At 59.7% G+C, this 24,493-nt stretch carries 18 protein-coding genes and 1 pseudogene; 12 read left to right on the top strand and 7 right to left on the bottom strand.

The window, feature by feature from the left end:
- Window positions 1-10: 10 nt before the first annotated feature.
- The 3 genes from PS14A_RS02865 to PS14A_RS02875 all read left to right on the top strand — a co-directional run bounded on the left by PS14A_RS02865 (window position 11) and on the right by PS14A_RS02875 (window position 2,875).
- Window positions 11-871 (top strand): MurR/RpiR family transcriptional regulator, encoded by an 861-nt coding sequence (locus tag PS14A_RS02865; RefSeq protein WP_212615263.1) that lies wholly within the window; start codon window positions 11-13, stop codon window positions 869-871.
- Between the two features lies 1 nt (window position 872).
- Window positions 873-2,330 carry a D-aminoacylase gene (locus PS14A_RS02870; protein WP_212615264.1) on the top strand — a complete coding sequence of 486 codons (1,458 nt, stop codon included), beginning with the start codon at window positions 873-875 and terminating at the stop codon, window positions 2,328-2,330.
- A 176-nt stretch (window positions 2,331-2,506) separates the two neighbouring features.
- On the top strand, window positions 2,507-2,875 hold the full coding sequence (locus PS14A_RS02875) for a glyoxalase superfamily protein (protein ID WP_137215556.1): 369 nt from the start codon (window positions 2,507-2,509) through the stop codon (window positions 2,873-2,875).
- A gap of 251 nt (window positions 2,876-3,126) precedes the next feature.
- Here the strand turns inward: PS14A_RS02875 and PS14A_RS02880 are convergent, their stop codons facing one another.
- Both PS14A_RS02880 and PS14A_RS02885 read right to left on the bottom strand, forming a co-directional pair.
- Window positions 3,127-3,492, bottom strand: coding sequence for a DUF6124 family protein (locus PS14A_RS02880; RefSeq protein ID WP_122602659.1), 366 nt, complete (start codon window positions 3,490-3,492; stop codon window positions 3,127-3,129).
- Between the two features lie 479 nt (window positions 3,493-3,971).
- On the bottom strand, window positions 3,972-4,988 hold the full coding sequence (locus tag PS14A_RS02885; RefSeq protein ID WP_212615265.1) for an AraC family transcriptional regulator: 1,017 nt from the start codon (window positions 4,986-4,988) through the stop codon (window positions 3,972-3,974).
- 188 nt (window positions 4,989-5,176) lie between these two features.
- On the opposite strand from PS14A_RS02885, the gene PS14A_RS02890 reads away from it, so the two are divergent.
- From PS14A_RS02890 to PS14A_RS02910, 5 genes are all read left to right on the top strand, one after another.
- Window positions 5,177-6,781 (top strand): FAD-binding oxidoreductase, encoded by a 1,605-nt coding sequence (locus tag PS14A_RS02890; protein WP_212615266.1) that lies wholly within the window; start codon window positions 5,177-5,179, stop codon window positions 6,779-6,781.
- The gene (locus tag PS14A_RS02895) at window positions 6,778-8,373 is read left to right on the top strand and encodes a glycerol-3-phosphate dehydrogenase/oxidase (protein ID WP_212615267.1); all 1,596 of its coding nucleotides are present in this window, start codon (window positions 6,778-6,780) and stop codon (window positions 8,371-8,373) included. The genes PS14A_RS02890 and PS14A_RS02895 overlap by 4 nt, the downstream gene beginning before the upstream one ends.
- A complete protein-coding gene (locus tag PS14A_RS02900) occupies window positions 8,370-9,920 on the top strand; it encodes an FGGY-family carbohydrate kinase (RefSeq protein ID WP_212615268.1) in 1,551 nt (516 codons plus the stop codon). The genes PS14A_RS02895 and PS14A_RS02900 overlap by 4 nt, the downstream gene beginning before the upstream one ends.
- Before the next feature lie 219 nt (window positions 9,921-10,139).
- Window positions 10,140-10,385 (top strand): plasmid stabilization protein, encoded by a 246-nt coding sequence (locus PS14A_RS02905; protein ID WP_076565651.1) that lies wholly within the window; start codon window positions 10,140-10,142, stop codon window positions 10,383-10,385.
- On the top strand, window positions 10,382-10,801 hold the full coding sequence (locus PS14A_RS02910; RefSeq protein ID WP_212615269.1) for a type II toxin-antitoxin system VapC family toxin: 420 nt from the start codon (window positions 10,382-10,384) through the stop codon (window positions 10,799-10,801). The genes PS14A_RS02905 and PS14A_RS02910 overlap by 4 nt, the downstream gene beginning before the upstream one ends.
- A gap of 330 nt (window positions 10,802-11,131) precedes the next feature.
- On the opposite strand, the gene PS14A_RS02915 is transcribed toward PS14A_RS02910, so the two are convergent.
- The 4 genes from PS14A_RS02915 to PS14A_RS02930 all read right to left on the bottom strand — a co-directional run bounded on the left by PS14A_RS02915 (window position 11,132) and on the right by PS14A_RS02930 (window position 15,736).
- Window positions 11,132-13,051 carry a methyl-accepting chemotaxis protein gene (locus PS14A_RS02915; RefSeq protein WP_212615270.1) on the bottom strand — a complete coding sequence of 640 codons (1,920 nt, stop codon included), beginning with the start codon at window positions 13,049-13,051 and terminating at the stop codon, window positions 11,132-11,134.
- Window positions 13,052-13,198: 147 nt separating this feature from the next.
- Window positions 13,199-13,786, bottom strand: coding sequence for a GNAT family N-acetyltransferase (locus tag PS14A_RS02920; RefSeq protein ID WP_212615271.1), 588 nt, complete (start codon window positions 13,784-13,786; stop codon window positions 13,199-13,201).
- A 232-nt stretch (window positions 13,787-14,018) separates the two neighbouring features.
- Window positions 14,019-14,954 carry a restriction endonuclease gene (locus tag PS14A_RS02925; protein ID WP_212615272.1) on the bottom strand — a complete coding sequence of 312 codons (936 nt, stop codon included), beginning with the start codon at window positions 14,952-14,954 and terminating at the stop codon, window positions 14,019-14,021.
- A gap of 119 nt (window positions 14,955-15,073) precedes the next feature.
- Window positions 15,074-15,736: a Fic family protein gene (locus tag PS14A_RS02930; RefSeq protein WP_349251715.1), complete on the bottom strand. Its 663-nt coding sequence runs from the start codon at window positions 15,734-15,736 to the stop codon at window positions 15,074-15,076.
- 808 nt (window positions 15,737-16,544) lie between these two features.
- On the opposite strand from PS14A_RS02930, the gene PS14A_RS02935 reads away from it, so the two are divergent.
- The 4 genes from PS14A_RS02935 to PS14A_RS02950 all read left to right on the top strand — a co-directional run bounded on the left by PS14A_RS02935 (window position 16,545) and on the right by PS14A_RS02950 (window position 23,394).
- On the top strand, window positions 16,545-17,429 hold the full coding sequence (locus PS14A_RS02935; RefSeq protein ID WP_212615274.1) for a WYL domain-containing protein: 885 nt from the start codon (window positions 16,545-16,547) through the stop codon (window positions 17,427-17,429).
- Window positions 17,430-17,501: 72 nt separating this feature from the next.
- Window positions 17,502-19,130: a type I restriction-modification system subunit M gene (locus PS14A_RS02940; RefSeq protein ID WP_212615275.1), complete on the top strand. Its 1,629-nt coding sequence runs from the start codon at window positions 17,502-17,504 to the stop codon at window positions 19,128-19,130.
- On the top strand, window positions 19,127-20,359 hold the full coding sequence (locus PS14A_RS02945) for a restriction endonuclease subunit S (RefSeq protein ID WP_212615276.1): 1,233 nt from the start codon (window positions 19,127-19,129) through the stop codon (window positions 20,357-20,359). The genes PS14A_RS02940 and PS14A_RS02945 overlap by 4 nt, the downstream gene beginning before the upstream one ends.
- Window positions 20,356-23,394 carry a type I restriction endonuclease subunit R gene (locus tag PS14A_RS02950; protein ID WP_212615277.1) on the top strand — a complete coding sequence of 1,013 codons (3,039 nt, stop codon included), beginning with the start codon at window positions 20,356-20,358 and terminating at the stop codon, window positions 23,392-23,394. Before PS14A_RS02945 ends, PS14A_RS02950 begins: the two co-directional genes overlap by 4 nt.
- A gap of 208 nt (window positions 23,395-23,602) precedes the next feature.
- Here the strand turns inward: PS14A_RS02950 and PS14A_RS26555 are convergent.
- Window positions 23,603-24,119 (bottom strand): annotated as a pseudogene (locus PS14A_RS26555) (IS21 family transposase); the annotation flags it as partial.
- Window positions 24,120-24,493 lie beyond the last annotated feature (374 nt).

Consider the following 24,493-nt stretch of genomic DNA (forward strand, 5'->3'; position numbering starts at 1 on the left):
CCCGCCGCCCATGGACATCCTCTACCAGATCCGCGCCCGCCAGGATTTCTTCAGCGCCGGTGAGGGGCGCATTGCGCGGCTGATGCTCGACGATGTCGGGTTTGCCGCCAGCGCCAGCCTCGAAGACCTCGCGCAACGCGCCGAGGTCAGCACCGCCACGCTGTCGCGCTTTGCCCGCACGGTCGGCTGCCGCGACCTGCGTGATCTGCGCCTGCAACTGGCCCAGGCCAGCGGCGTTGGCAGCCGCTTTCTTGAACCTGGGAGCACGCCCGAGCAATCGGCTTTTTATGGGCAGATCGTCGGCGACATCGAAACCACGCTGCGCCAGCATCTGGCCGGTTTCGACGAATCGCGCTTCGCCGACGCAGTGAAATTGCTCAGCCGGGCGCGGATGATTCACGCGTTCGGCATGGGCGGTTGCTCGACCCTGTGCAGCGATGAATTGCAGGTGCGCCTGGTGCGCCTCGGCTATCCGATTGCGGTGTGTCATGACGCGGTGATGATGCGCGTCACCGCCGCCAGCCTCAACGCCGAGCAAGTGCTGATCGTCTGCTCACTGACCGGCATAACTCCGGAGCTTTTGGAAACCGTGGAGCTGGCGCGCAACTACGGCGCGCGCATACTCGCCATCACTCGCGGCGATTCACCGCTGGCCGAACTGGCCGACGTCGTGCTGCCGTTGCAGGGCGCGGAAACCTCGTTCATCTACAAACCGACGGCGGCGCGCTACGGCATGCTGCTGGCCATCGACGTGCTCGCCACCGAGCTGGCGCTGGCCAGGCCTGAAGACAATCAAGAACGCCTGCGGCGAATCAAACTCGCCCTCGACGAATACCGTGGCGGCGACGATCACCTGCCGCTGGGAGACTGACATGCAGTACGACACCCTGATCCGCAACGCTCTGCTCATCGACGGCAGCAACACGCCGGGCTACCGCGCCGACGTGGCGATTCTCAATGGCCGCATCGGGCGCATAGGCGATCTGCCTGACGCCCGCGCCAGCGAAGAAATCGACGCCGCCGGCCGGGTACTGGCGCCGGGTTTCATCGACGTGCACACCCACGACGACACCGTAGTCATCCGCCAACCCGAGATGCTGCCCAAGCTCAGCCAGGGCGTGACCACGGTGATTGTCGGCAATTGCGGCATCAGCGCTTCGCCAGTGAGTTTGAAGGGCGATCCACCCGATCCGATGAACCTGCTCGGCAGCGCAGCGGCGTTCGTCTATCCGCGCTTCAGCGACTACCGCGCCGCCGTCGAAGCGGCCAATACCACGCTGAATGTCGCCGCGCTGGTTGGCCACACGGCGCTGCGCAGCAATCACCTCGACGACTTGTTCCGCACCGCGACCCCCGACGAAATCACCGGCATGCGCGAGCAGTTGCGCGACAGCCTCGAGGCCGGCGCGTTGGGTTTATCCACAGGCCTGGCCTACGCCAGCGCCTTCAACGCCTCGACCGATGAAGTCATGCAACTGACCGAAGAACTCACGGCGTTCGGCGCGGTGTACACCACCCATTTGCGCAGCGAATTCGCCCCGGTGTTGGAGGCGATGGATGAAGCTTTCCAGATCGGCCGACACGCGCAATCGCCGGTGATTATTTCCCACCTCAAATGCGCCGGCGTCGGTAACTGGGGGCGCAGTCCGCAATTGCTCGCAGCGCTGGAAGAGGCAGCGAAAACCCATCCGGTCGGCTGCGATTGCTACCCGTACGCGGCGAGTTCTTCGACCCTGGATTTGAAGCAAGTCACCGATGCCCATCGCATCACCATCACCTGGTCGACGCCGCACCCGGAAGTCAGCGGGCGCGACCTGATCGACATCGCTGGCGAATGGAAACTGTCGCTGGAAGAAACCGCGAAACGTCTACAACCGGCGGGCGCGGTGTACTACGGCATGGACGAGGCCGACGTCAGAAGAATCCTCGCTCATCCGCTGTCGATGGTCGGCTCTGACGGACTGCCCGAAGACCCGTTCCCGCATCCGCGCCTGTGGGGCGCTTTCCCACGGGTACTGGGCCATTTCAGTCGCGACGTCGGCCTGTTTCCGCTGCACACCGCCGTGCACAAGATGACCGGCCTGTCGGCGGCGCGTTTTGGCTTGCAGGAAAGGGGCGAGATACGTGAAGGACACTGGGCGGATCTGGTGTTGTTTGATCCGGCGACCGTGCGTGACGTGGCCGATTTCAACGATCCGCAACGGGCGGCGCAGGGGATCGACGGGGTTTGGATCAACGGCGTGTTGAGTTATCGCGATGGACAGGCGAGTGGGGGCAGGGCAGGTCGGTTTCTGGCACGTGAAGGTGATTTGCGCGAAGGATTTGATTGATGGTGATGACGCCAAAAGATCGCAGCCTTCGGCAGCTCCTACAGGTGTACACCCGGCTGCAATCTTTTGATTTTCTGTGGTGATGGCACATTGCAATTAAAGAAAGCCATCCACAAGCCGATTTGCTGACATCCTCCCCGTCTACACTGTGGGGCCAATCAGTCAGGGAGCACCCCATGAGCTTCGGCAAAACCACCCCGGTCCTGCGGATCTTCGATGAGGCCAAGGCTGTCGAGTTCTACGTCGATTTTCTCGGTTTCAAGATCGACTGGCAGCACCGCTTCGAAGCGAATTTTCCGCTGTATCTGCAGGTGTCACGGGGCGAGTGTGTGCTGCATCTGTCCGAGCATCACGGCGATGCCTGCCCGGGTTCGGCGCTGCGTATCGAGACCGATGAGCTGGAGGCGTTTCAGCAGCAGTTGATGGCCAAGGATTACACGTTCTCGCATCCGCAGATTCAGGCGATGCCGTGGGGCAGCCAGGACATGACCATTGCCGATCCGTTTGGCAATCGGTTGGTGTTTACCAATGCGATCAGTCTTTGAGCTTGGCGCCCAAGATCAAAAGCCCCTCACCCTAGCCCTCTCCCGGGGGGAGAGGGGACCGACCGAGTTGACCGCGCTTCTAACGTCGACCTGAACGGCCGAGTCGAATATGGATTCACAGCGGTCATTTCTGGTCGGCGTAATTCGTGAGCATCGCACGGTCGGCTCCCTCTCCCTGGGGAGAGGGCTGGGGTGAGGGCAACCCCTGACACCCCACAAAAACCAGCCCACACCAAATCCCGCAAAAGTCCTCAATCAGTCGGCACCAACCGATCCAGCACCCGATTCACCGCCATCTCCGCGACCATCACAATCTGCGCAATGCCCTGCAACGTCTTGCGTTGCGAGCCGTTCACCAGCCCTGCCTGATCGTTGAGCATCACCGTCGCCGACCCCAGGGTTTCGCAGGCGTCGGCCAACAGCGATTCGTTGTCGGCGTCGGGATTGGCCATGTACAGCGTGTTGGACTTGTAGGGCGGGGCCATGAATTCAGCGCTGGATGGGCCGAGGTAATGGTCGAGGGCGCGGTCGGCGGCTTCGTGGAATTTCTTTGAGTCGGCGGATTCGTAGGGAGATGCCGGGTCTGTGGGGGGCGGGTTTGGGGTTACTTTGAACATGAATGCTTGCCTCTTATGAAGCTGCATCCGTTTCGCCGCTAAGCAAAGGGAGGCAGCTGTGCGCAAGTTAGCGGACCGGTAAGCATTCAACCCGGTGCATCCGAAGATGCCATGCGCACAGCCACCATCGAGTGCAGGCGTGAGCCTGACCGGATTGGACTTGTACAACCGGAATGCTGTCCGAGCCGCTAAGCTCGATCACTGAGAAATCAGTGACCGAATCAAGTTACCGGCAGGCCCCATGGCGCACAAGCCGGCGGATTCTGGCGCAGGCGTAGGCAGCGGCGCAAGGAATTGTGGGTGGTTTCGCTGAATGTCTGGCGGCTTTAAACGGTTGTGCCAAGACGTGTTTAATCGATGTGGCGAATGACGCCTTCGCGAGCAGGCTCGCTCCCACAGGGGATCTGCGGTGAACTCGGAAATGCAGACAACCGAGAACTACTGTGGGAGCGAGCCTGCTCGCGAAGAGGTCATCAGCATCACCGCCGATTCCGCAGCCGAAACTCCCCCGGCGGCATCCCGCGCCAGCTCTTGAAGGTGCGATGAAACGAGCGCGGTTCGGTAAAGCCCAGATACTGCGCAATGTCCTGAATCGGCAACGTGCTATTAAGCAAATAATGCTCCGCCAACTCCTGACGCAGCTCATCGAGAATCTGCTGATACGACGTCCCGACCTGCTGCAACTGCCGCTGCAACGTGCGCACCGAGATGCTGAGCTGCTCCGCCACTTGCTCCTTGCGCGGCAAGCCCTCCTTGAGCAAACCCCGCAGGATGTTTTTCACCTGCTCCCCGAGCGACGCATCCTCCAGCGTCGCCAGCAAGCCCATCGCATGTTCTTCCAGAGTTCGCAGCAACTGCGCATCGGCCTGGCGCAGCGGCAACTGCAAATAATCCAGCGGCACCACCAGCGCCGAATACGCCTGATCGAACAGCACCGGGCAACCAAAAAACGCCTCGTACTCGGCCAGCGTCACCTCATCCGGCCGCGCATGCTCCAGCCATACGCAGGCCGGCGACAGCTGCGTGTCGGCGATCCAGCGCGCGTAGTGCAGCCACGAACCGAGCACGTTTTCCACCAGATGCCGGCGAATCCGTGGCCGCTGGTAGCGGCAGGTCCAGACCAGATGCACGTGCTCGCCCTGCACCTCGGCGCGGCTGACGCCCATGTCGCCGACGAGTTTTTCGAACGGCATGATCCGGCTCATCGCATCGCCCAGCGTCGCGCAATTCATGGTGATGTAACCGAGCACGCTCCACGAATTGGGCAGGACGAAATTCGCCGCATGCAGCCCGAACAACCCATCGCCCGAGTGCTCGCAGAAATAATCCAGCAAGCGCTCGTGAACCTCACCCGGCAGGCGCAAGGTGTTGTCGCTCAACTGCTGCGCCTGCAACCCGGCCGCCGCCAATGCAGGCTCGATGGCCAGGCCCAACTGTTCGGCATGGCGCAGGTATTTGAGCAGCGGCGGAACGGAAGTGAAGCCGAGCGATGGCATGGTCGCGGTCCTTTGATCGACGGCGCGTGAGCGAATGAATGGCGCAAGGTAAGTGGATTGCCCGGCGAAAGTAAATGCCCGGACGTTTGGCGCCATTCGCTACAGGATCTGGCCGGATGCGACCGTGACAGATCTCCAGCGCTGACTAGTATGCAAGCTTGATCCAACGGCAGAAAAAGGACACACGCATGCGACGCTGGAACGGTTGGGGAGAGGCAGGCACGGTGGTCGAACTGCCGGCCCAGGGCGCGACATTTCTCCACGAACGCCTGGGCGCCGGCCGGGCATTGCCCGATGCGACTCTGGCAGCGGCGTTGGCGCAAGTGCCGACCTCGCGCCTGGTGCCTCATCGCTTGTACAGCGTCGATACTCACGATCGCCTGTTGCACGCGCGCGGCCAGAGCCTGCCGGACTGGCTGGCGTTGCGCGAAGGCGCGTTGGGTACTTATCCCGATGCCGTGGCCTTTCCCGAAAGCGCTGAGCAGATCCGCCAATTGCTGGCGCTCGCCCATGATCAGGATCTGTGCCTGATTCCCTATGGCGGCGGCACATCGGTGGCCGGACACATCAATCCGCCGAACTCCACGCGGCCGGTGCTGACGGTGTCGCTGGCGCGGATGAATCGCCTGACCGATCTCGACGAACAGAGCCTGTTGGCGACATTCGGCCCCGGCGCCAGCGGGCCGCAAGTGGAAAGCCAGTTGCGCGCACGCGGCTACACGCTGGGGCATTTTCCGCAGTCGTGGGAGCTGTCGACGCTGGGCGGTTGGGTGGCCAGTCGTTCCAGCGGTCAGCAGTCGTTGCGCTACGGTCGGATCGAGCAATTGTTCGCCGGCGGCACCCTGGAAACGTTCGCCGGGCCTCTGCAGATTCCAACCTTTCCCGCGTCGGCGGCAGGTCCCGATCTGCGTGAAATGGTGCTCGGTTGCGAAGGCCGTTTCGGGATCATTTCCGAAGTCAAAGTGCGAGTCAGCGCGTTGCCGGCGGACGAACGTTTCTACGGTGTGTTCCTGCCCGACTGGCCGCAGGCATTGCAGGCGATCCGGCAACTGGCGCAGGCGCGCGTACCGCTGTCGATGCTGCGCCTGTCCAACGCGGTGGAAACCGAAACGCAACTGGCGCTGGCCGGCCATCCGCAGCAGATCGCCTGGCTGGAAAAGTACCTCAAGCTGCGCGGTGCCGGCGCCGGCAAATGCCTGCTGACCTTCGGTGTGACCGGCAATCGCCAGCAAAACGCACTGTCGCTGAAACACGCGCGCCAGCATCTGAAAGCCTTCGGCGGCGTATTCACCGGTACCCTGCTGGGCAAGAAGTGGGCGCGGAACCGCTTCCGCTTTCCCTACCTGCGCGAGAACCTGTGGAACGCCGGTTACGTGGTCGACACCCTCGAAACCGCCACCGACTGGAGCAACGTCGATCACTTGCTCAGCCTGATCGAAAACAGCCTGCGCGACGCCTTGGCCGCCGAGGGCGAACGGGTGCATGTGTTCACTCATCTCTCGCACGTTTACGGTGAGGGCTCGAGCATTTACACCACCTACGTGTTTCGCCCGGCAGCGGACTATGCCGCGACGCTGGCGCGCTGGCGGATGCTCAAACACGCGGCCAGCCAAACCATCGTCGACAACCACGGCACCATCAGCCATCAGCATGGCGTCGGCAAGGATCATGCGCCGTATCTGCTACGGGAAAAAGGCCCGCTGGCGATGCAGACGTTGCAGGCACTGAGTGAACATTTCGACCCGGAAGGGCGCCTCAACCCGGGCACGCTGTTGCCAGAGTCGCGGCCATGACGGCGAACTGGAACGCGCAGTGGCGCGAGCAGATTCTGCCGACGCTGGCGGATGAAACCTGGGACCTGATCGTGATCGGCGGCGGCATCGGCGGCGCCGGGATTGTCCGCGAAGCCGCGCGCCGGGGCTGGCGCTGTCTGCTGCTGGAACAGCGCGATTTTGCCTGGGGCACGTCCAGCCGATCATCGAAAATGGTCCACGGCGGTTTGCGTTACATCGCCAAGGGCCAGTGGCGGCTGACCCGCGATTCGGTGCGCGAGCGTCAGCGCCTGCTCGACGAAGCGCCGGGGCTGGTCGAGCCGATGAGTTTCATGATGCCGCACTATCGCGGCGGCTTTCCCGGGCCGCGCGTCATGGGCGGCCTGCTCTCGGTGTACGACGCGCTGGCGGGGCGGCGCAACCATGCTTTTCACGACGCACAACAACTGCGTTATCTCGCCCCGGGGGTGAAGGAAAACGGCCTGCTCGGCGGCAGCTGTTTTGTCGATGCGCTGACTGATGACGCGCGGCTGGTGATGCGCATACTACGCGAGGCTCGGGCCGATGGCGCGGTGGTGCTCAATGGTGTGCGGGTCACGCAACTGCTGCGTGAAGGCGGGCGGGTGTGCGGGGTTCAGATCGAAGATGGCGAGGGCGGCGTCACGCTGCAATTGCGCTGTGGCGTGCTGGCCGTGGCCACGGGCGCATGGGCTGAGCGCCTCCGTCCCGCTGACGCTGCGAAGCAGTTGCGACCGTTGCGCGGCAGTCATCTGTTGCTGCCAGGCTGGCGTCTGCCGGTCGCGCAGGCGTTCACTTTTCTGCATGAGCGCGATCGGCGCCCGGTGTTCGTGTTTCCGTGGGAAGGCGCGACGGTGGTCGGCACCACGGACCTCGATCACCGCGAAGATCTCGACCACAGCGCGCGCATTTCCAGCGACGAACTCGACTATCTGCTCGCCGCGTGCCAACAGCAATTTCCCGGCGCCGAAGTGGGCGTCGACGACGTGCTGTCGACCTGGTCAGGCGTGCGTCCGGTGGTGGGCAGCGCGGCGGGTGCGCAGCAGGGCAAACCGTCCAATGAAACCCGCGAACATGTGTTGTGGCAGGAGCCGGGTTGGGTCACTTTGGCCGGCGGCAAACTGACCACATTTCGCCCGCAAGCGATCGAAGTGCTCAAGGCTTGTGCGGCGATGCTCGGGCGCTCTTTTGTCGATGACGGCGCGGCGGTGTTCGCCGCTGTGCCACCGCTGACAATTGCGGGACTGGGCGCCAGTCAATGGCGACGCTTGGCCGGACGTCACGGTCGAGACCTGCCGAGGCTGGCGCAATTGCTCGGCGAACTCGGTCTGGAAACGGTTGGGGCCAGCGATACGTTGTGGGCAGAACTGGCGTTCGCCTGCGAGGCGGAAATGATTCTGCATTTGGATGATTTGCTGCTGCGCCGCACCCGTTTGGGCCTGTTGCTGCCGCGCGGTGGCGAGGACTATCTGCCTGCGATTCGCACGCTCTGCCAGCCACGATTGGCCTGGGACGATGAGCGCTGGCTAGCGGAAATCCAGCGTTATCGATTGTTGTGGCTGCGCGATCACGGCCTGCCGGAGATCACGCCATGAAATACCTGTTAGCGATCGACAACGGCACTCAGAGCGTGCGCGCATTGCTCTTCGATCAGCAGGGCAATCTGCTCGGCAAAGGCAAAGTCGACTTGCAGGCGTACTACTCGACGCAACCCGGTTGGGCCGAGCAGGATCCGGAATATTACTGGGCGAAACTCGGCGAGGCGTGTCAGCAACTCTGGCAGCAGACCGGCATCGACCGTGCGCAGATTGCCGGCGTGTCCCTGACTACCCAGCGCGGCACGGTGATCAATGTCGATGCCAGCGGCAAACCGCTGCGCCCGGCGATTGTCTGGCTTGATCAACGTCAGGCCGAGGTCGAGGGCGGCATCAAGGGGCCGTGGGGCTGGCTGTTCAAACTGGTCGGCGCCAAGGCAACGGTGGATTACTTTCGCGCCCAGGCCGAGGCCAACTGGATCGCCCGGCATCAGCCCGAAGTGTGGGCGGCGACCGACAAGTTTCTGCTGCTTTCGGGCTTTCTCACTCATCGCTTGTGCGGACGCTTCGTCGATTCGGTCGGCTGCTGCGTCGGCTATCTGCCCTTCGACTTCAAGCGGCTGAAATGGGCGGCGCCGCGCGACTGGAAATGGCAGGCCCTGGCGGTGCGCCCGCAGCAGTTGCCGAGCCTGCACAAACCCGGCGAAACCCTTGGCTATATCAGCGCCGAAGCCGCCCGGCACACCGGCATTCCCGAAGGCCTGCCGCTGATTGCCGCCGGCGCCGACAAGGCCTGCGAAGTGATCGGCTCCGGCGTGGTCGATGCCAGCACCGTGTGCCTGTCCTACGGCACCACCGCGACCATCACCAGCACACGCTCACGCTACCTGGAAATCGTCCCGCTGATCCCGCCGTACCCCTCAGCCGTGCCCGATCAGTACAACTGCGAAGTGATGATCTATCGCGGCTACTGGATGGTCAGCTGGTTCAAGAACGAATTCGGCCTGCGCGAGATGCAACAGGCAAATGCGCAGGGCATCGAACCGGAGCAACTGTTCGACGCATTGGTCAACGAAGTGCCACCGGGCTCGATGGGCCTGATGCTGCAACCCTACTGGTCACCGGGCATCCGCGAACCGGGCGTGGAAGCCAAAGGCGCGATGATCGGCTTCGGCGACGTACACACCCGCGCGCACATCTACCGGGCGATTCTCGAAGGCCTGGCCTACGCGCTGCGCCAGGGCATGGAGAACATCGAGCGACGCTCAAAGGTCTCGATCAAACGCCTGCGCGTTGCCGGCGGCGGCTCACAAAGCGACGCCGCCATGCAACTGACCGCCAACATCTTCGGCCTGCCGGCAGAGCGCCCGCATGTGTATGAAGCGTCCGGGTTGGGGGCGGCGATTTGCTGTGCGGTGGGGTTGGGGTTGCATCGGGATTTTCCATCGGCCATTGCGGCGATGACTCGGGTTGGAGCGGTTTTCACACCGCAGCCTGAGGCGCAGAAGGTTTATGAGCAGTTGTACAGAGAGGTGTATTTGCGTATGTACCGGCAGCTCAAACCGCTGTACCAAAGCATCCGCAAAATCACCGGGTATCCCGAATAGTCCTGACACCCTAGACCCCTGTGGGAGCGAGCCTGCTCGCGAAGGCGGAGTTTCAGTCAATGATGATCTGAATGATCCACCGCTTTCGCGAGCAGGCTCGCTCCCACGGGGGTATTGCGGAGTGCCGGTGCCGACGGTGCCGTTCGGCTAAGCCTCACTCCTTCAGACCTGAATATGCTAGCCTGCAATCAATGATTTCATTGATTGCAGGAGGGCGACATGGCCAGCATCACCATTCGAAACCTTGACGAGAAGCTCAAGGAGCAGTTGCGCATTACCGCTGCACACAACGGACATTCCATGGAAGAAGAGGCTCGGCTGATTCTGGGCCGAGCGCTCACCACGGTTGATCGTGCCGGAGGGCTGGGCAGTCGGATCCACCAGCGTTTCAGCGCCGAGGGCGGAGCCGAGCTCGATCTGCCTGCGCGTGCAGAAAAACCGCTCGGGGTGGACTTTTCTGAATGATAGTGCTCGATACCAACGTTCTATCCGAATTCATGCGTATCGAACCCGAGGCTCAAGTGTTGGCTTGGGTGGATGCGCAACCGGCCATGGACCTGGCCATCAGCGCAATCACCGTGGCGGAGATACTGCACGGCATCGCTCGATTACCTTCCGGCAAGCGCAAACAAAAACTCCAGGCCCACGCTTTGGCAATGTTTGAAGAGGATTTTGCCGGGCGGATTTTGCCATTCGATGCCCACGCAGCCGTCGAGTACGCGACGCTGGTAGCCGATGCAGAGGCGAAGGGGCGGGGGACTGCAATGGCCGATGCGCAAATCGCAGCGATCTGCCGAAATCGTGGAGCCGCGATTGCTACGCGCAATGTCCGGGATTTCGAGTTTGCCGGGATTGAAGTGATCAATCCGTGGCAGGTCTGAAAATCTGCTCTGTCATTTAAACCGCATTCGCGAGCAGGCTCGCTCCCACAGGGTTTTGCGGTGTGATCAAAATCCAGCGAGCCCCACAGATCCAATGTGGGAGCGAGCCTGCTCGCGAAGGCGCAGCGTCAGACAATGTTGATTTGACTGACCCACCGCCATCGCGGGCAAGCTCGCTCCCACAAGAAATCTGTGGTCTGCTCAAAATCCGGTGAGTCACACAAATCCAAATGTGGGAGCGAGGTGAACACATCAACAGTGCTCGACCACGAAAACCTGTGGGAGCGGGCTTGCCCGCGATTCGGTTTCAGCCTCAGCGCAAAACGAACGTCATACGCGGAAGTGGCTGACCATCTGCTGCAACTGACCACCCAACCGCGCCAGTTCAACACTCGACGCTGCCGTCTCATCACTCGCCGCTGCGGTCTGCTCGGACACGTCGCGGACGTTGATGATGCTGCGGCTGATCTCTTCGGCCACGGCGCTTTGCTGTTCGGCAGCAGCGGCGATCTGCTGGTTCATCGACTGGATATTCGACACCGTGCGGGTGATGTTTTCCAGCGAGGCGCCGGCCTTGCGCGTCAGGGCGACGCTGCTGTCGGTCAGCGCGCGGCTGTTGTTCATCACCGCCGAAACCTGCTGGGTGCCGTTCTGCAGACCGGCGACCAGACCTTCGATTTCCTCAGTCGACTTCTGCGTACGCTGAGCCAGACCGCGCACCTCATCGGCAACCACGGCAAACCCACGCCCGGCTTCACCGGCACGCGCTGCTTCGATCGCGGCGTTGAGGGCGAGCAGGTTGGTCTGTTCGGCGACCGCCTTGATCACGTCCATGACGCTGCCGATCTTGTCGCTTTCCTGTTGCAGCACGCTCATCGCTTCGGTCGAACGCACCACTTCGCTGGCCAGACGCTCGATCTGCGCGATGGCCTCATTCACCACCTTGTCGCCTTCACGGGCTTCGCCATCCGCCGCGGCCGCGGCTTGCGACGCTTCCTCAGCATTGCGCGCAACTTCCTGCACGGTGGCAGTCATTTCGTGCATGGCGGTGGCGACCTGATCGGTCTCGACTTTCTGGCTGTTCACACCGGCGCTGGTCTGCTCGGTCACGGCCGAGAGTTCTTCAGCGGCGCTGGCAATCTGAGTAACGCCGTCGCGGATGCCACTGATCAAATCACGCAGGGTCACGCCCATGCGCGCGATGCCTTGCTGCAACACGCCGAGTTCGTCGCGGCGAGTGACGGTGACATTCTGGGTCAGGTCGCCGCTGGCGATGCGCTCGACCACGGCGAGGGTTTCCTGCAACGGCCGGGTGATCTGACGGGTGATGATCACCGCAGCAATCACGCCAACCAGCAGCGCCAGCAACGTGCTGATCAATTGGAAGGTGCGCGCCTGGGCGCTTTCAGCGTCACGGCGATCAAGCTGGATCTGGTACAGCTGCTCGCTCAGGGCGACGATGGTGGTGCCCTGATCGGTCATTTCCTTACGCGCCTGCACGGCATCGGTGTTGGCGTTTTTGTACGCCATCAACGCGCTGCGGTAGCTGGTCAGCGCGGTTTCCAATTGGCGCAGGGCATCCTGCTGAGTCGAAGCGAATTGCGCATTCAGCGGTTTGAGGCTGGCGATGGCCGCGTCGATCTGGCCGACGGCTTTCTGCTCGGTCTCGGCGTTGCTGGTCGCGGTGTAACCACGCACTTCATAGCGCGCGAGGATGAACGCTTCCTTGGCCGCAGTGACAGCCTGGAACTGCTCGAAACGTTGATCGCTCAACTCCATCTGCTGCACGCGCTGGCTGATCGATTCGATCAGGTTGTACGCGGTCTGGGCGTTGGCGCTCATGGTGTCGCGGGCGCTGTTGCCGGTGCGATAGGCGTTGCGCATTTTGTTCAGCGAGGTCTGGTATTCAGCGATGGTCGCGGCCTGCTGCTTGAGCAGTTTGACGTTCTCCGGACTCTTGAATTTGCTGATCAGCGCCTGCTGCTGAGCGGCGAAGCTTTCCAGGGTGGCCTGCACATTCTGCGCGGCGGTTTCGTCGCCGTTGGTCAGCATGTATTGCAGGCGCACCACGCGCAGTTTGGTCAGGCCGGCGTTGAGCTGGGTGATGTCGCTCATCCAGTTGCTGCGGTCGATCAGGCCACCGAGGCTGGTCCAGCCGGTCAGCGCCAGAACGCAGGTCAGGGCCAGCACCAGGCCGAAGCCCAGGCCGAGTTTCATGTTCACGCTGATGTTACCGAACCAGCTATTCATGCAAATCCTCCAGAAACGTTGGGTTTCTTGGTCGTCAGTTAAGCTGGAAGATTGTTGTTCTTTTGAGCCAGCAGGGGTGTTAGCAGGTCTGTATCGGCCGCAAACCCGAGAGCTGAAAGGATTTTTGTCTGACAGATTTAGCGCAACTCAACCCAGGCGCCGCGACCAGCGCTGATCCGGCGCCTCGAACCCCGGATTGACCAGCGCCGTCAGCACATGATCCTGCCAACGCCCGGCAATGTTCAGATACGCCTTCGCGTAGCCCTCACGCTCAAAACCCAAACGCTCAAGCAACCGCGCACTGCGCTCATTTCCGGGAATGTAATTGGCCATGATCCGATGCAGATTCTGCACATCGAACATATAACCAATCCCCGCCTCCAGCCCCTCCTGCATCAAACCCTGCCCCTGATGCGCCTCATCGATGTGATAACCCAAATAACACGCCTGAAATGCCCCACGAATAATCCCGCTGAAATTGCACGCACCAATCATCTGCTGACCGTCCGACGACAGCAGAGCGAAATGCATCGCCAGGCCTGCTTCGAAGGCGCTGGCCTGGATCTCCAAGCGACGACGGATGTTGGCAGTGGAGAAGTAGTCGGTGGTGCGGATGGGCGACCAGCGAGCCAGGTGCCGCTGGTTGCGCTGGTAGAAAGCGCTTTCGAGCTCGGCCTGATCGGGGGAGAGGATGGCAAGGGTCAGGCGCGGGCAGGGGAGGGATAACAGCGGCATCGAGCGCTCCTTGGCGAGGGATCTGCAGGCAGAGTCGCGCATATGGTGGGGAGCGGCAAGGTGTGCTGGATGGCAGACGAAAAAAAGCCCGCTAGGAGCGCGGGCGAACCGTAGTTTCTTGAATGAGCGGGATGGACTTTACAGCGTGAGCGGATTCAGCGTGGTGAAGAAAAATTCATTGTTTACGGGCGATAAGTCCGGAGTGGCTGCTGTGGCAGGCACTGATTTTTACTCATCCGAGCGATTCGTCAAAGTAATCGCTGTCGAGCCTGGGAACCTTGTAAAGCTGCGAGCTGATGCCCACGTCGTGGTCAAGCATCAGGTTGACCAAGCGTTTGCCATCGACCAGCACCAGCCCCTCAACCGAGCGCGCAAAGTCAACGGCTTGAGCGGTGAAGCCGGAAGTGGTGATGAATACGCCACGTTTGGCTTTTTGTCCGGCGAGGGCGCCATAAAACGCCTGCAGGTCGGGACGGCCGACGGTGTTCTGCCAGCGCTTGGCCTGCACGTAAACCTTCTCCAGCCCGAGTGCGTCCAGCGAAATCACGCCGTCGATACCTCCGTCGCCACTACCACCGACTTGCTGCAGCGCCTGACGGTTCGCGCCGTAGCCCAAGCTGTGCAGCACGTCGAGCACAATATGTTCGAAGCGGGTCGGGCTTGCTTGCAGCAGGCTGTCCAGCAAGTCGCCCGCTACGCTCGTGCGCAGCTCGAGGATGGCTTGGTTGAGACGCTCCTGTGGGCTGCTCGTAGCAAGCTCGGTCGTGGCAATCGACATGGACGCATCGGTGCTCTCATCCAGTGAGGCCGCATCCGGTGCTGTCTTCAGCTTCACGCTCATGAAATTCACAGCCAGATGCTCGACCAGTTCTGCGCTCAACGGGGCAGGGTTGGCCTGAGCGAATACACGGCCGGTGTCGGTCAACTGCCAATAGCCACGCTTGGCGCTGCTGGAATAGCCGGCGCGCTTCAGCCGGTCATGCGCCCAGCCTGAACGGTTCTTATAGGTGGCCTGGCCACTGGCGATGGTCTCCTGCCGCTGTGCTTCGCTTAGGCCCAATGCCTGTGCGGCCGCTTCGTGGGCCTCGGATGCGGTGGCACCTTCCGGATGAACCGAGAGAAACCGCAGGATGGGCTCGATGAACTGGTCGTAGGTCGGGACGGACATGGTTCTTTCTAATCCTGATAAAGACTCAGCCCACTATAGCCGCCCGACGGCCGCGCTTACCTGTGGCGAAGTGTACAAAGCGCCAGATTGCGCTGGCGTGAAAATTCGTTTGCCCGGGGTCAGTCGTCCGAGGGGCGGTGTTCAGCTTTCAGCGCTCGGCCGACCGCTGTCAGGCGATAGCGTTGCTTGCTGCTGTTGGGCTTGTCTGGAACGGTCATCTCGACCACGCCACTCGCCAGTAGTGGGGCCAAAACCTGCTCGCGAAACTTGCTGCGGTTGCTGCGCCCGACGAAGGTCATCAGCTCGAGCACAGTGTGCTCACCTGTCGTCCTGCTTAGCAGCGTTATCTGCTCTGGCTGCAAATACAGGCGGTTTACGGCTTGTTCTCCGTCGACAACGGACTCAGTCCCTGCTTGGTCCCGACTTGGTCCCGACTTAGTCCCTACTTGGTCCCCGCTTGGGCCCGAAAGAGGCCCTTTCTCAACGGTCCTCTTAATCACCACCCTGAATTGGTTACTTTGCCGGTCGTCGTCAAGGGTAATCATTGGCCAAGCGTCGATAGCACGCGGAATGCCTGTACCCAAACCGCGATAGGGCAGGATGTGCACAGCATGGGACGTGAGCGTCGGGTTACGACGATTGGACAGGCCGAATCGAATTTTCTCGGTATCGAGTACGTCAGGCAGGTGCCCGGGGCTGATCAATTCGATGCGATCAGCGAAGATCATGATCCGGATCGAGGCGCTGACGAAGTAGTCGCGGTGGATCAGGGCATTGCGGATTCATTTCGTCTGAGCGCACAGACGTGGGTTGCGTCTCACCCTTTCCCGACCGCTTTGGAAATTGTTGTATGCCGAAGATCTCAAACCAGAGAAACCCTAAATTCAGTCAAGCTAAGTCCCAAAAGAAGACGCAGTAAGGTGTCGTCTCGCTGGAGTTGGTGGGCCGGGGTAATTTGAAATCGGTCGGTATCTATCTGTTTTTGCTGGTAAATAATTTTTTGCTCAACTTGCTTGGAATACCAGTTGGAACGCTGCGTGGTCTGGATTCCGATGGACGGTGCCTTTTGAGAACCGTCCCCAAATACGAATCGGGGCCGAATCTATCAAGCAAATGGTCGCACTGTTGATCGTTGCCCCTGCGCTCGCCGGTACAGGGCTCCCAGGGCCGATTAAACGATGGAAGTGATTGGCAGAAAAGCAGTCGTCGTTCATTTTTCTGTATCCATCCCCATGCGTACTGGCAGCGTGTTGCACCTTCGTCTTACCCCAAGTGCCGCTTCTGCTCTACAGGTCACTCCCCCCACCAGGCGCGGTTCATTTTCGCAGCTTGGCCTATCGGATAGCTGAATCCAGCGTCCTTGAGCTTTGCGCAAAATCACCCGTTCTGCATGCTCTATCTCGTGGGCAAATTGGTAAATAGCCATATGTGCATGCCCGTTCCGAGTTTGCGGGGCGGGCGGGGCGGCAGCCGTAGCTTTACGTAATAACGAATCAAAATGATCTGTAAATTGTACTTTTATGATTTTTAATTGCGGGTGTTGTGATCGCAATTTATCCTGTCGTGGCTTTAACTACAATCAGACGAACCATGACCACTGACGCCCTCTCGCAGCTAACGCAAGCCCAACGCGATCGCCTTGCTTACCTGGAGTTGCGCCTGCGATTCGTGGGGGAGATAGGCAGGCAGGACTTGGTTCAGCGCTTCGGCATTCAAACGGCGGCTGCTACCCGTGACCTCGCCACCTACCGCGAGCTCGCCGGCAACAACCTGGCGTATGACCGCAGCAGCAAAATCTACACGCCGACCAAGGAGTTCCGGCCGATATTCACCTTCTCTGTTGACCGGGTACTGGCCTGGCTGGCAGAGGGGTTTGGCGATGGCGAGCCGGCCAGCAGTGCTCCAGGAATCTCCTGCGTAACGTCCGGGCGTTTCACCCAGCCGGATCTGGACACTTTGGGTATCGTGACCCGTGCCATTTACCACCGTTGCCCTCTGCGTGTGGAGTACTACTCGCTAGAGCGTGGCAAGACCCAGCGGGAGATCGTGCCGTTTGCCCTCATTGATACGGGCTTGCGCTGGCACGTGCGCGGCTATGACCGCAAGCGTGGTGCATTTCGAGACTTCGTGGTCACGCGCATCAGACGGCCGGAGCTGCTGATGGAGTCTCCCGTCGCCGAGCATGAGCGACCGGAGCAGGATGTCCAGTGGAGCCGGATATTGGAGGTCGAACTGGTACCGCACCCCGACCAGCCGCATCCGGACATCACCACCATGGATTACGCCATGCAAGACGGTGTGCTGCGCCTGAGGTTGCGCGGGGCTACGGCTGGTTATGTGCTGCGCAAATGGAGCGTCGACTGTTCGCCAGATCATCGGCTGCGTGATCCGGAGTACCGCCTTTGGCTGAAAGATCCCCTGCTGCTCTACGGCGTGGAAACAGCGGTACTGGCACCCGGTTACCGGACGACCTGAGCGAACGATTAGATATATGCCGCGATGGGTTAGTCATCCGGCGACACGAAAACTGAGAGTGATTACCGTCCTATGAGCAACACTAGAGATCTTGAACGCGCCGAACTGCACAAAACCATCTGGCGCATCGCAAACGACCTGCGTGGCAGCGTCGATGGATGGGACTTCAAGACTTATGTGCTCGGTATGCTGTTCTACCGCTTCATCTCGGAGAACCTGACCAACTACCTCAACGAACAGGAGCGCCGCGCGGGTAGTGCGGATTTTGACTACAGCGATTTGGCAGACGCCTACGCTATTGTGGGCCGTTACGAAACGGTTCAGGAAAAGGGCTTCTACATCCTGCCGTCGCAACTGTTCGCCAACGTGCGCAAGCGCGCCCGACATGACCCGAATCTCAACGAAACCCTGTCGAAAGTGTTTAAGGACATCGAGGCCTCGGCGCTGGGCGCAGGTAGCGAGGACGACTTCAAGGGGCTGTTCGATGACCTAGACGTCAACAGCAGCAAGCTCGGCCCCACCGTGGCCAAGCGCAACGAAAAGCTGGTGAAGCTGCTCGATGCTATCGGAGATCTGCCGCTGGGCAACAGCTCGGGCAATTTTGCCGATAACAGCATCGACCTGTTCGGCGACGCCTACGAGTACCTGATGCAGATGTATGCCTCCACCGCCGGCAAGTCCGGTGGCGAGTTCTATACCCCGCAGGAGGTCTCGGAACTGCTGGCCCGCATCACGGTGGTGGGTAAGAAGGAGGTCAATAAGGTTTATGACCCAGCCTGCGGCTCCGGCTCGCTGTTGCTGAGCTTTTCCAAGGTGCTGGGGCACAACAAGGTACGTCAGGGTTTCTACGGCCAGGAAATCAACCTTACTACCTACAACCTGTGCCGGATCAACATGTTCCTGCACAACGTGAACTACGAGAAGTTCAACATCGCCCACGGTGACACGCTGACCGACCCGGCGCACTGGGATGACGAGCCCTTCGAGGCCATCGTCTCCAACCCGCCCTACTCGATCAAATGGGAGGGTGATGCCAACCCGCTGCTGATCAACGACCCGCGCTTCGCTCCGGCCGGCGTGCTCGCGCCCAAGAGCAAGGCCGACCTGGCCTTCACATTACACATTCTCAGCTGGCTGGCGGTCAACGGCACGGCTGCCATTGTCGAATTCCCTGGCGTGCTCTATCGCGGCGGTGCGGAAGCCAAGATTCGCAAGTACCTGATCGACAATAACTACGTCGATGCCGTTATCCAGTTGCCGCCGGATCTGTTCTTCGGCACCCCCATCGCGACCTGCATCATCGTGCTGAAGAAGTCTAAACGCGACAACGCCATTCTGTTCATTGACGCCTCGAGCCTGTTCGTGCGCGGTGGCAACAAGAACAAGCTGCTGCTCGATCACCAGCGGAAAATCCTCGACGCATTCACCGGTCGCCAGAACATCGACCATTTCGCACATATGGTTGAGAACGGCGACATCGCCGCCAACGGGTACAATATCGCCGTCTCAAGCTATGTTGAGCAGGCCGACACCAGTGAAGCGGTGGATATTCGTGAGCTAAATGAAAAAATCAGCGGCATCGTTACCCGGCAAGCGGAGTTGAGAAAGCAGATCGACGCCGTCGTTGCGGATCTGGAAGCGGCCTATCCGGAAACCGTGAAGACGGTGCAGAAGAAAATTACCGGGAAGAAAAAACCATGAACCGGATTGAGGTCATGATCGCTGAGCTTTGCCCGGAGGGGGTGGAGTTCAAAGAGATAGGTGAGCTGCTTGAGCGAGCCTCGAATATTCGGTGGCAGGATGTCGCAGGTCAGGAATTCCAGTACATCGATCTGACTTCGGTTGATCGAAATACCTCCGCTATTGCTAACACAGAGACGATCGATAGTGAAACCGCGCCGAGCCGAGCACAGCAAATCGTGCGTGTAGGCGACGTTATTTTCGGCACGACAAGACCGATGCTCAAACGCTATTGCCTAGTCCCAGCTGAATACGACGGGCAAATATGCAGCACTGGCTACTGCGTTCTTCGTCCCAAAGCTGATTTGCTCCTGCCCAGTTTTTTGTTTCATCTCCTCGGGACAGAAAGCTTCTATAGCTATGTCGATGTCAATCAGCGTGGAGCAAGCTATCCAGCAATCACGGACGGTGCGGTTAAAGCGTTTCGTATTCCTGTCCCGCCGTTCGAAGTCCAAAGTGAGATCGTGAAAGTGCTAGACACGTTCATGGGGCTTGAGGCGGAGCTTGGTGCGGAGTTGGAGGCAGAGCTAGAGGCGCGGCGCAGGCAGTACCGGTACTATCGCGACGCCTTGCTCGCTTTCAGTGATCAAGATATTCGCTGGGTCGCAATGGCCGAGCTCGGCAAGTTCATCCGGGGGCGACGTTTTACCAAGGCTGACTACGTCGAAGATGGCGTGCCCTGTATCCACTATGGCGAGATTTACACCCGCTACGGTACGGCCGCAGAATCGGCCATCTCGCATGTACGTTCGGATATGGCCGCTTCACTGCGTTATGCCAAGCCCGGTGATGTCGTGGTTACTGACGTAGGAGAAACCGTGGAGGATGTTGGTAAGGCCGTGGCCTGGGTTGGCACCGAGGATGTTGCGATCCACGATCACTGTTACGCCTTCCGCCATTCGATGAATCCGAAGTTCGTTTCCTACTGCATGCAAACGAGCTCATTCATTGCTGGGAAGGCCAAGTACGTAGCGCGTACCAAGGTCAACACCTTGCTGATTGGCGGCTTCTCCACGATCCGTATCCCAGTCCCAACGCTCGAAGAGCAAGAGCGCATCGTCGCAATCCTCGACAAGTTCTATGCGCTGGTAAATGACATCTCCGTCGGCCTGCCTGCCGAGATTGCCGCTCGCCGTCAGCAGTACACTTACTACCGCGACCGTTTGCTCACTTTCAAGGAAGCCGCATGAGCATAGAGATCCAGCCCTATCGTTACGAGGCCATTTCACTCTCCAATGAGAGCACGGTGGTTGCCGAGTTTCTGCCGGATGCGCTGGGTGTGCGCGAGACTGGCTACCAGAGCGAGGCGGCGCTGGAGAGTGCCTTTATCGAGCAACTGCAGCGTCAGGCCTATGAATACCTACCGATCAGCTCGGAGGCCGAGTTGGTCGCCAACCTGCGAGCCCAGCTGGAGCAGCTCAACAATATCGAGTTTTCCGACACCGAGTGGCAGGGCTTCTTCGCGACCTGCGTTGCTAGTAGCAATGACGGCATTCTGGAAAAAACTGCGCGCCTGCAGGAAGACCACGTCCAGGTCCTGAAGCGCGATGACGGCAGCAGCAAGAACATCTACCTGATCGACAAGGCCAATATCCATAACAACGTCTTGCAGGTGATCAACCAGTACGAAACGCCAACCGGCGAGCACGGCGGCAAACACACTACGCGCTTCGATGTGACAGTGCTGGTCAATGGCCTGCCGATGGTGCATGTCGAGCTCAAGCGCCGCGGGGTGGATATCCGCGAAGCCTTCAACCAAATCAATCGCTACCAGCGCGACAGCTTCTGGGCGGGCTGTGGCCTATTCGAGTACGTGCAGCTGTTCGTGATCAGCAATGGCACGCTGACCAAGTACTACAGCAATACCGTACGCGACGGACACTTGAAGGAGCAGTCCGGCAAGCGCAGCAAAAGCAAAACCTCCAACAGCTTTTCTTTCACCAGTTGGTGGGCCGACGCGCTTAACCAGCCCATCACCGAGCTGGTGGGCTTCACCAAGACCTTCTTTGCCAAGCATTCATTGCTGAACTTGCTCACCAAGTACTGCGTGTTCGATGTGGATCGCAAGCTGCTGGTGATGCGGCCCTATCAGATCGTGGCCGCTGAGCGCATCCTGCAACGCATTGCCACCTCCACCAACCACCGGCAATTGGGGACTGTGGCGGCGGGAGGTTACATCTGGCACACCACGGGCTCGGGCAAGACGCTGACCAGCTTCAAGGCTGCCCAGCTCGCTCGTTGTCTTCCGGACATCGACAAGGTGCTGTTCGTGGTCGATCGCAAGGATCTGGACTACCAGACCATGCGCGAATACGAGCGCTTCGAGAAAGGCGCGGCTAACTCCAATACCTCGACCTCAGTGCTGCAGAAGCAACTGGAAGACCCGAACGCGCGGATCATCATCACCACTATCCAGAAGCTATCGCGCTTCGTGGGCAAGAACAAGAAGCATCCGGTGTACGACGCGCATGTGGTGGTGATTTTCGACGAGTGCCACCGCAGCCAGTTCGGCGACATGCACAGCGAAATCACCCGCGTGTTTAAGCGCTACCACCTGTTCGGTTTTACCGGCACGCCAATCTTTGCGAAGAATTCGGGAACCGGCGGCAACCCGTTGCGCCGCACTACCGAGCAGGCCTTTGGCGCCAAGCTGCACACTTACACCATCGTCGATGCCATCAACGACAAGAACGTCCTGCCGTTTCGCATCGACTACATAAATACTCTCAAGATGCAGGCGCGGATTAAGGACAAGCAGGTATCGGCCATCGACACCGAGCGCGCCCTGCTGGCGCCAGAGCGCATCAGCCAGATTGTCGGTTATATCCGCGAGCATTTTGATCAGAAGACCAAGCGTGACAGCACCTATCGTCATGACGGCAAGCGAGTGGCGGGCTTCAATTCGCTGCTTGCATGTACCTCGATTGATGCGGCCAAGCGTTACTACGCTGAATTAGCCGCGCAGCAGCAGGGGCTGCCTGAGGCCCAACGGCTCAAGGTCGGGTTGATTTACAGTTTTGCTGCCAATGAGGACGACGAAGACGGCTTGCTTGGTGAGGAAGAGTTTGAGGCAGAGGGGCTGGATCAGACATCGCGGGACTTTCTGGACGCCGCGATCAAGGATTACAACGGGCTGTTCGCCACCAGCTTCGATACCTCTGCGGACAAGTTCCAGAATTACTACAAAGATCTGTCGCAGCGCCTGAAAAAGCGCGAGCTGGACCTGGTCATCGTGGTCAACATGTTCCTGACGGGCTTCGACGCCACCACGCTGAACACGTTGTGGGTGGACAAAAACCTCAAGGCGCATGGTCTGATCCAGGCATATTCGCGCACCAACCGCATCCTTAATTCGGTGAAGACCTACGGCAACATCGTTTCTTTCCGCAATCTGGAGCAGGAAACTAACGATGCGCTTGCCCTGTTTGGTAACAAAGACGCCAAAGGGATCGTGCTGCTGAAGCCTTACGCCGAGTACTATGCTGAATACCAAGCCCGAGTCGGCGAGCTGCTCGACAAATTCCCCCTGGGGGAGGCCATCGTCGGCGAGGCGGTGCAGAAAGCGTTCATCAAGCTGTTTGGCTCGATCCTGCGGCTGAAAAATATCCTGACGGCCTTCGACGACTTTGCTGGGAACAAGATTCTCAGCGAGCGGCAGTATCAGGATTACCAGAGCGTCTATCTGAACCTGTATGCCGAGTTCCGCATCACGTCCGAAGCGGATAAGGAGTCGATTAACGACGATGTGGTGTTCGAGATCGAGTTGATCAAGCAGGTCGAAGTTAACGTCGATTACATCCTGCTGCTGGTCGAGCAGTACCTGAAGAAAAAGGGCACGGGGGAAGACAAGGAAATTCGCGCCACCATCGAACGCGCCATCAACTCCAGCCCCAGCCTGCGCAACAAGAAGGACCTCATCGTTCAGTTCGTGGAGTCGGTCAATACTAAGGCCAAGGTGGACGTTCAGTGGCAGAGCTTCATGGCGGCCAAGAAGACCGAAGAGCTGGAAGGCATCATCACGGAGGAAAACCTCAACGCCGAGGCCGCACGTGAGTTCGTTGAACATGCATTCCGTAATGGCGCTGTCCCGACGGCCGGTACGGCTATCACCAAGATTCTGCCGCCGGTATCGCGGTTCTCTCATGGCAATGGGCATGCGGCTAAGAAGCAAACAGTGCTAGGAAAATTGACGGTATTCTTTGAGCGTTATTTCGGCTTGGCCTGATACGGCAGGCACAAAAAAGAAATGCGAACCCGCATCATGAGCGGCTAAGGCTGCCCATGCTGCTTTTTCTGTGCTCATTCTGGGGTTTTTGTTCCGGTGCTTTGCAATCGGGCGAAGATCCAACACTCCACCACCATTGCGATCAGCAGTGGTGGAAGCCAGCCTTCGTTGCCTTACACCTGAGAAGTGATGGTGAATTGGTCACTGCCGGCAACGGCAGAAGGTTGTTACGCTCTTCGGCCAGATGCACCACAAGCTCCACACCGGTGGTGCTGTGAATCTGCGGGTAGGCGACTTCGTCGAGCCAGCGCCCGATGTGCGCATTGGCGGTGCCCAAGTCTAGCGCCAAGCCCGCGCTCTTGAGGGAGAGGCCAATGGCGTTATGAAGTTGCTCTTGCGGTAGCTGTTGAAACGTTTGATCTCGTCCTTTGTCTCGGCCCGGTAGGGTCGACAGACACGCGGGCTAAAGCCGTACGCATTGGCCAACGTCAGGAGACGAGAATCCCGGCGATGCAGGCCGTTATCGTAGGTATCGCGCGCCATGAAGATATCGCGCTGGCGTTGTCGAACAGCGTCTCCTTGGGCACCCCGTCGAAACGAGCGAAGGCCGCGCGGCTGTAACTCAGTGTCGCGACAAACGCTTTCATAGGGGTGCGGCCTCTACGAATGGTGGTGAAATCGACCTGCATCTGCTGCCCTACTAGTATCTCGAAGTGAATCACTGGATTGCGTATCGACACGCCAAGGGGGCGCATGAAGGTTTTGATGCCGAGGCCTTGAGAGGTCAGTACCTTGGTTTCTACTAACTGCTCTTGGTCAACATCTCGGCATCTCAAAGCCATCATGATCGCCCAAGGGGCAAATTTGCTTGGCGTCAGGGGGCAGTTTTACAGTGGTGGTGACAGTTATGTAGGTTGAAATGTTTTTAAGTTGAAACGTGTTGCAATGATGTAATCGTGCATAGCTCGTGGGTGCGCAGAAATATTGAAGATGCACCAAGCGTATCCGTTTACGAGGTGATGGGTTGAACGGATACGTTGCGAATGGACGCTTTCCCGATAGATTCATTTGCTCCGGTTAACTCAGCTAACATGCTTGA

It is taken from the genome of Pseudomonas sp. 14A, assembly GCF_018132745.1.
Classification (GTDB): Bacteria; Pseudomonadota; Gammaproteobacteria; order Pseudomonadales; family Pseudomonadaceae; genus Aquipseudomonas; species Aquipseudomonas mercuritolerans.

Coding starts and splice junctions, on each gene's coding strand:
- PS14A_RS02875 (WP_137215556.1), top strand. CDS start 2,507: ATGAGCTTCGGCAAAACCACCCCGGTCCTGCGGATCTTCGATGAGGCC.
- PS14A_RS02905 (WP_076565651.1), top strand. CDS start 10,140: ATGGCCAGCATCACCATTCGAAACCTTGACGAGAAGCTCAAGGAGCAG.
- PS14A_RS02865 (WP_212615263.1), top strand. CDS start 11: ATGGACATCCTCTACCAGATCCGCGCCCGCCAGGATTTCTTCAGCGCC.
- PS14A_RS02895 (WP_212615267.1), top strand. CDS start 6,778: ATGACGGCGAACTGGAACGCGCAGTGGCGCGAGCAGATTCTGCCGACG.
- PS14A_RS02890 (WP_212615266.1), top strand. CDS start 5,177: ATGCGACGCTGGAACGGTTGGGGAGAGGCAGGCACGGTGGTCGAACTG.
- PS14A_RS02945 (WP_212615276.1), top strand. CDS start 19,127: ATGAACCGGATTGAGGTCATGATCGCTGAGCTTTGCCCGGAGGGGGTG.
- PS14A_RS02910 (WP_212615269.1), top strand. CDS start 10,382: ATGATAGTGCTCGATACCAACGTTCTATCCGAATTCATGCGTATCGAA.
- PS14A_RS02950 (WP_212615277.1), top strand. CDS start 20,356: ATGAGCATAGAGATCCAGCCCTATCGTTACGAGGCCATTTCACTCTCC.
- PS14A_RS02935 (WP_212615274.1), top strand. CDS start 16,545: ATGACCACTGACGCCCTCTCGCAGCTAACGCAAGCCCAACGCGATCGC.
- PS14A_RS02880 (WP_122602659.1), bottom strand. CDS start 3,492: ATGTTCAAAGTAACCCCAAACCCGCCCCCCACAGACCCGGCATCTCCC.
- PS14A_RS02940 (WP_212615275.1), top strand. CDS start 17,502: ATGAGCAACACTAGAGATCTTGAACGCGCCGAACTGCACAAAACCATC.
- PS14A_RS02870 (WP_212615264.1), top strand. CDS start 873: ATGCAGTACGACACCCTGATCCGCAACGCTCTGCTCATCGACGGCAGC.
- PS14A_RS02920 (WP_212615271.1), bottom strand. CDS start 13,786: ATGCCGCTGTTATCCCTCCCCTGCCCGCGCCTGACCCTTGCCATCCTC.
- PS14A_RS02900 (WP_212615268.1), top strand. CDS start 8,370: ATGAAATACCTGTTAGCGATCGACAACGGCACTCAGAGCGTGCGCGCA.
- PS14A_RS02925 (WP_212615272.1), bottom strand. CDS start 14,954: ATGTCCGTCCCGACCTACGACCAGTTCATCGAGCCCATCCTGCGGTTT.
- PS14A_RS02885 (WP_212615265.1), bottom strand. CDS start 4,988: ATGCCATCGCTCGGCTTCACTTCCGTTCCGCCGCTGCTCAAATACCTG.
- PS14A_RS02915 (WP_212615270.1), bottom strand. CDS start 13,051: ATGAATAGCTGGTTCGGTAACATCAGCGTGAACATGAAACTCGGCCTG.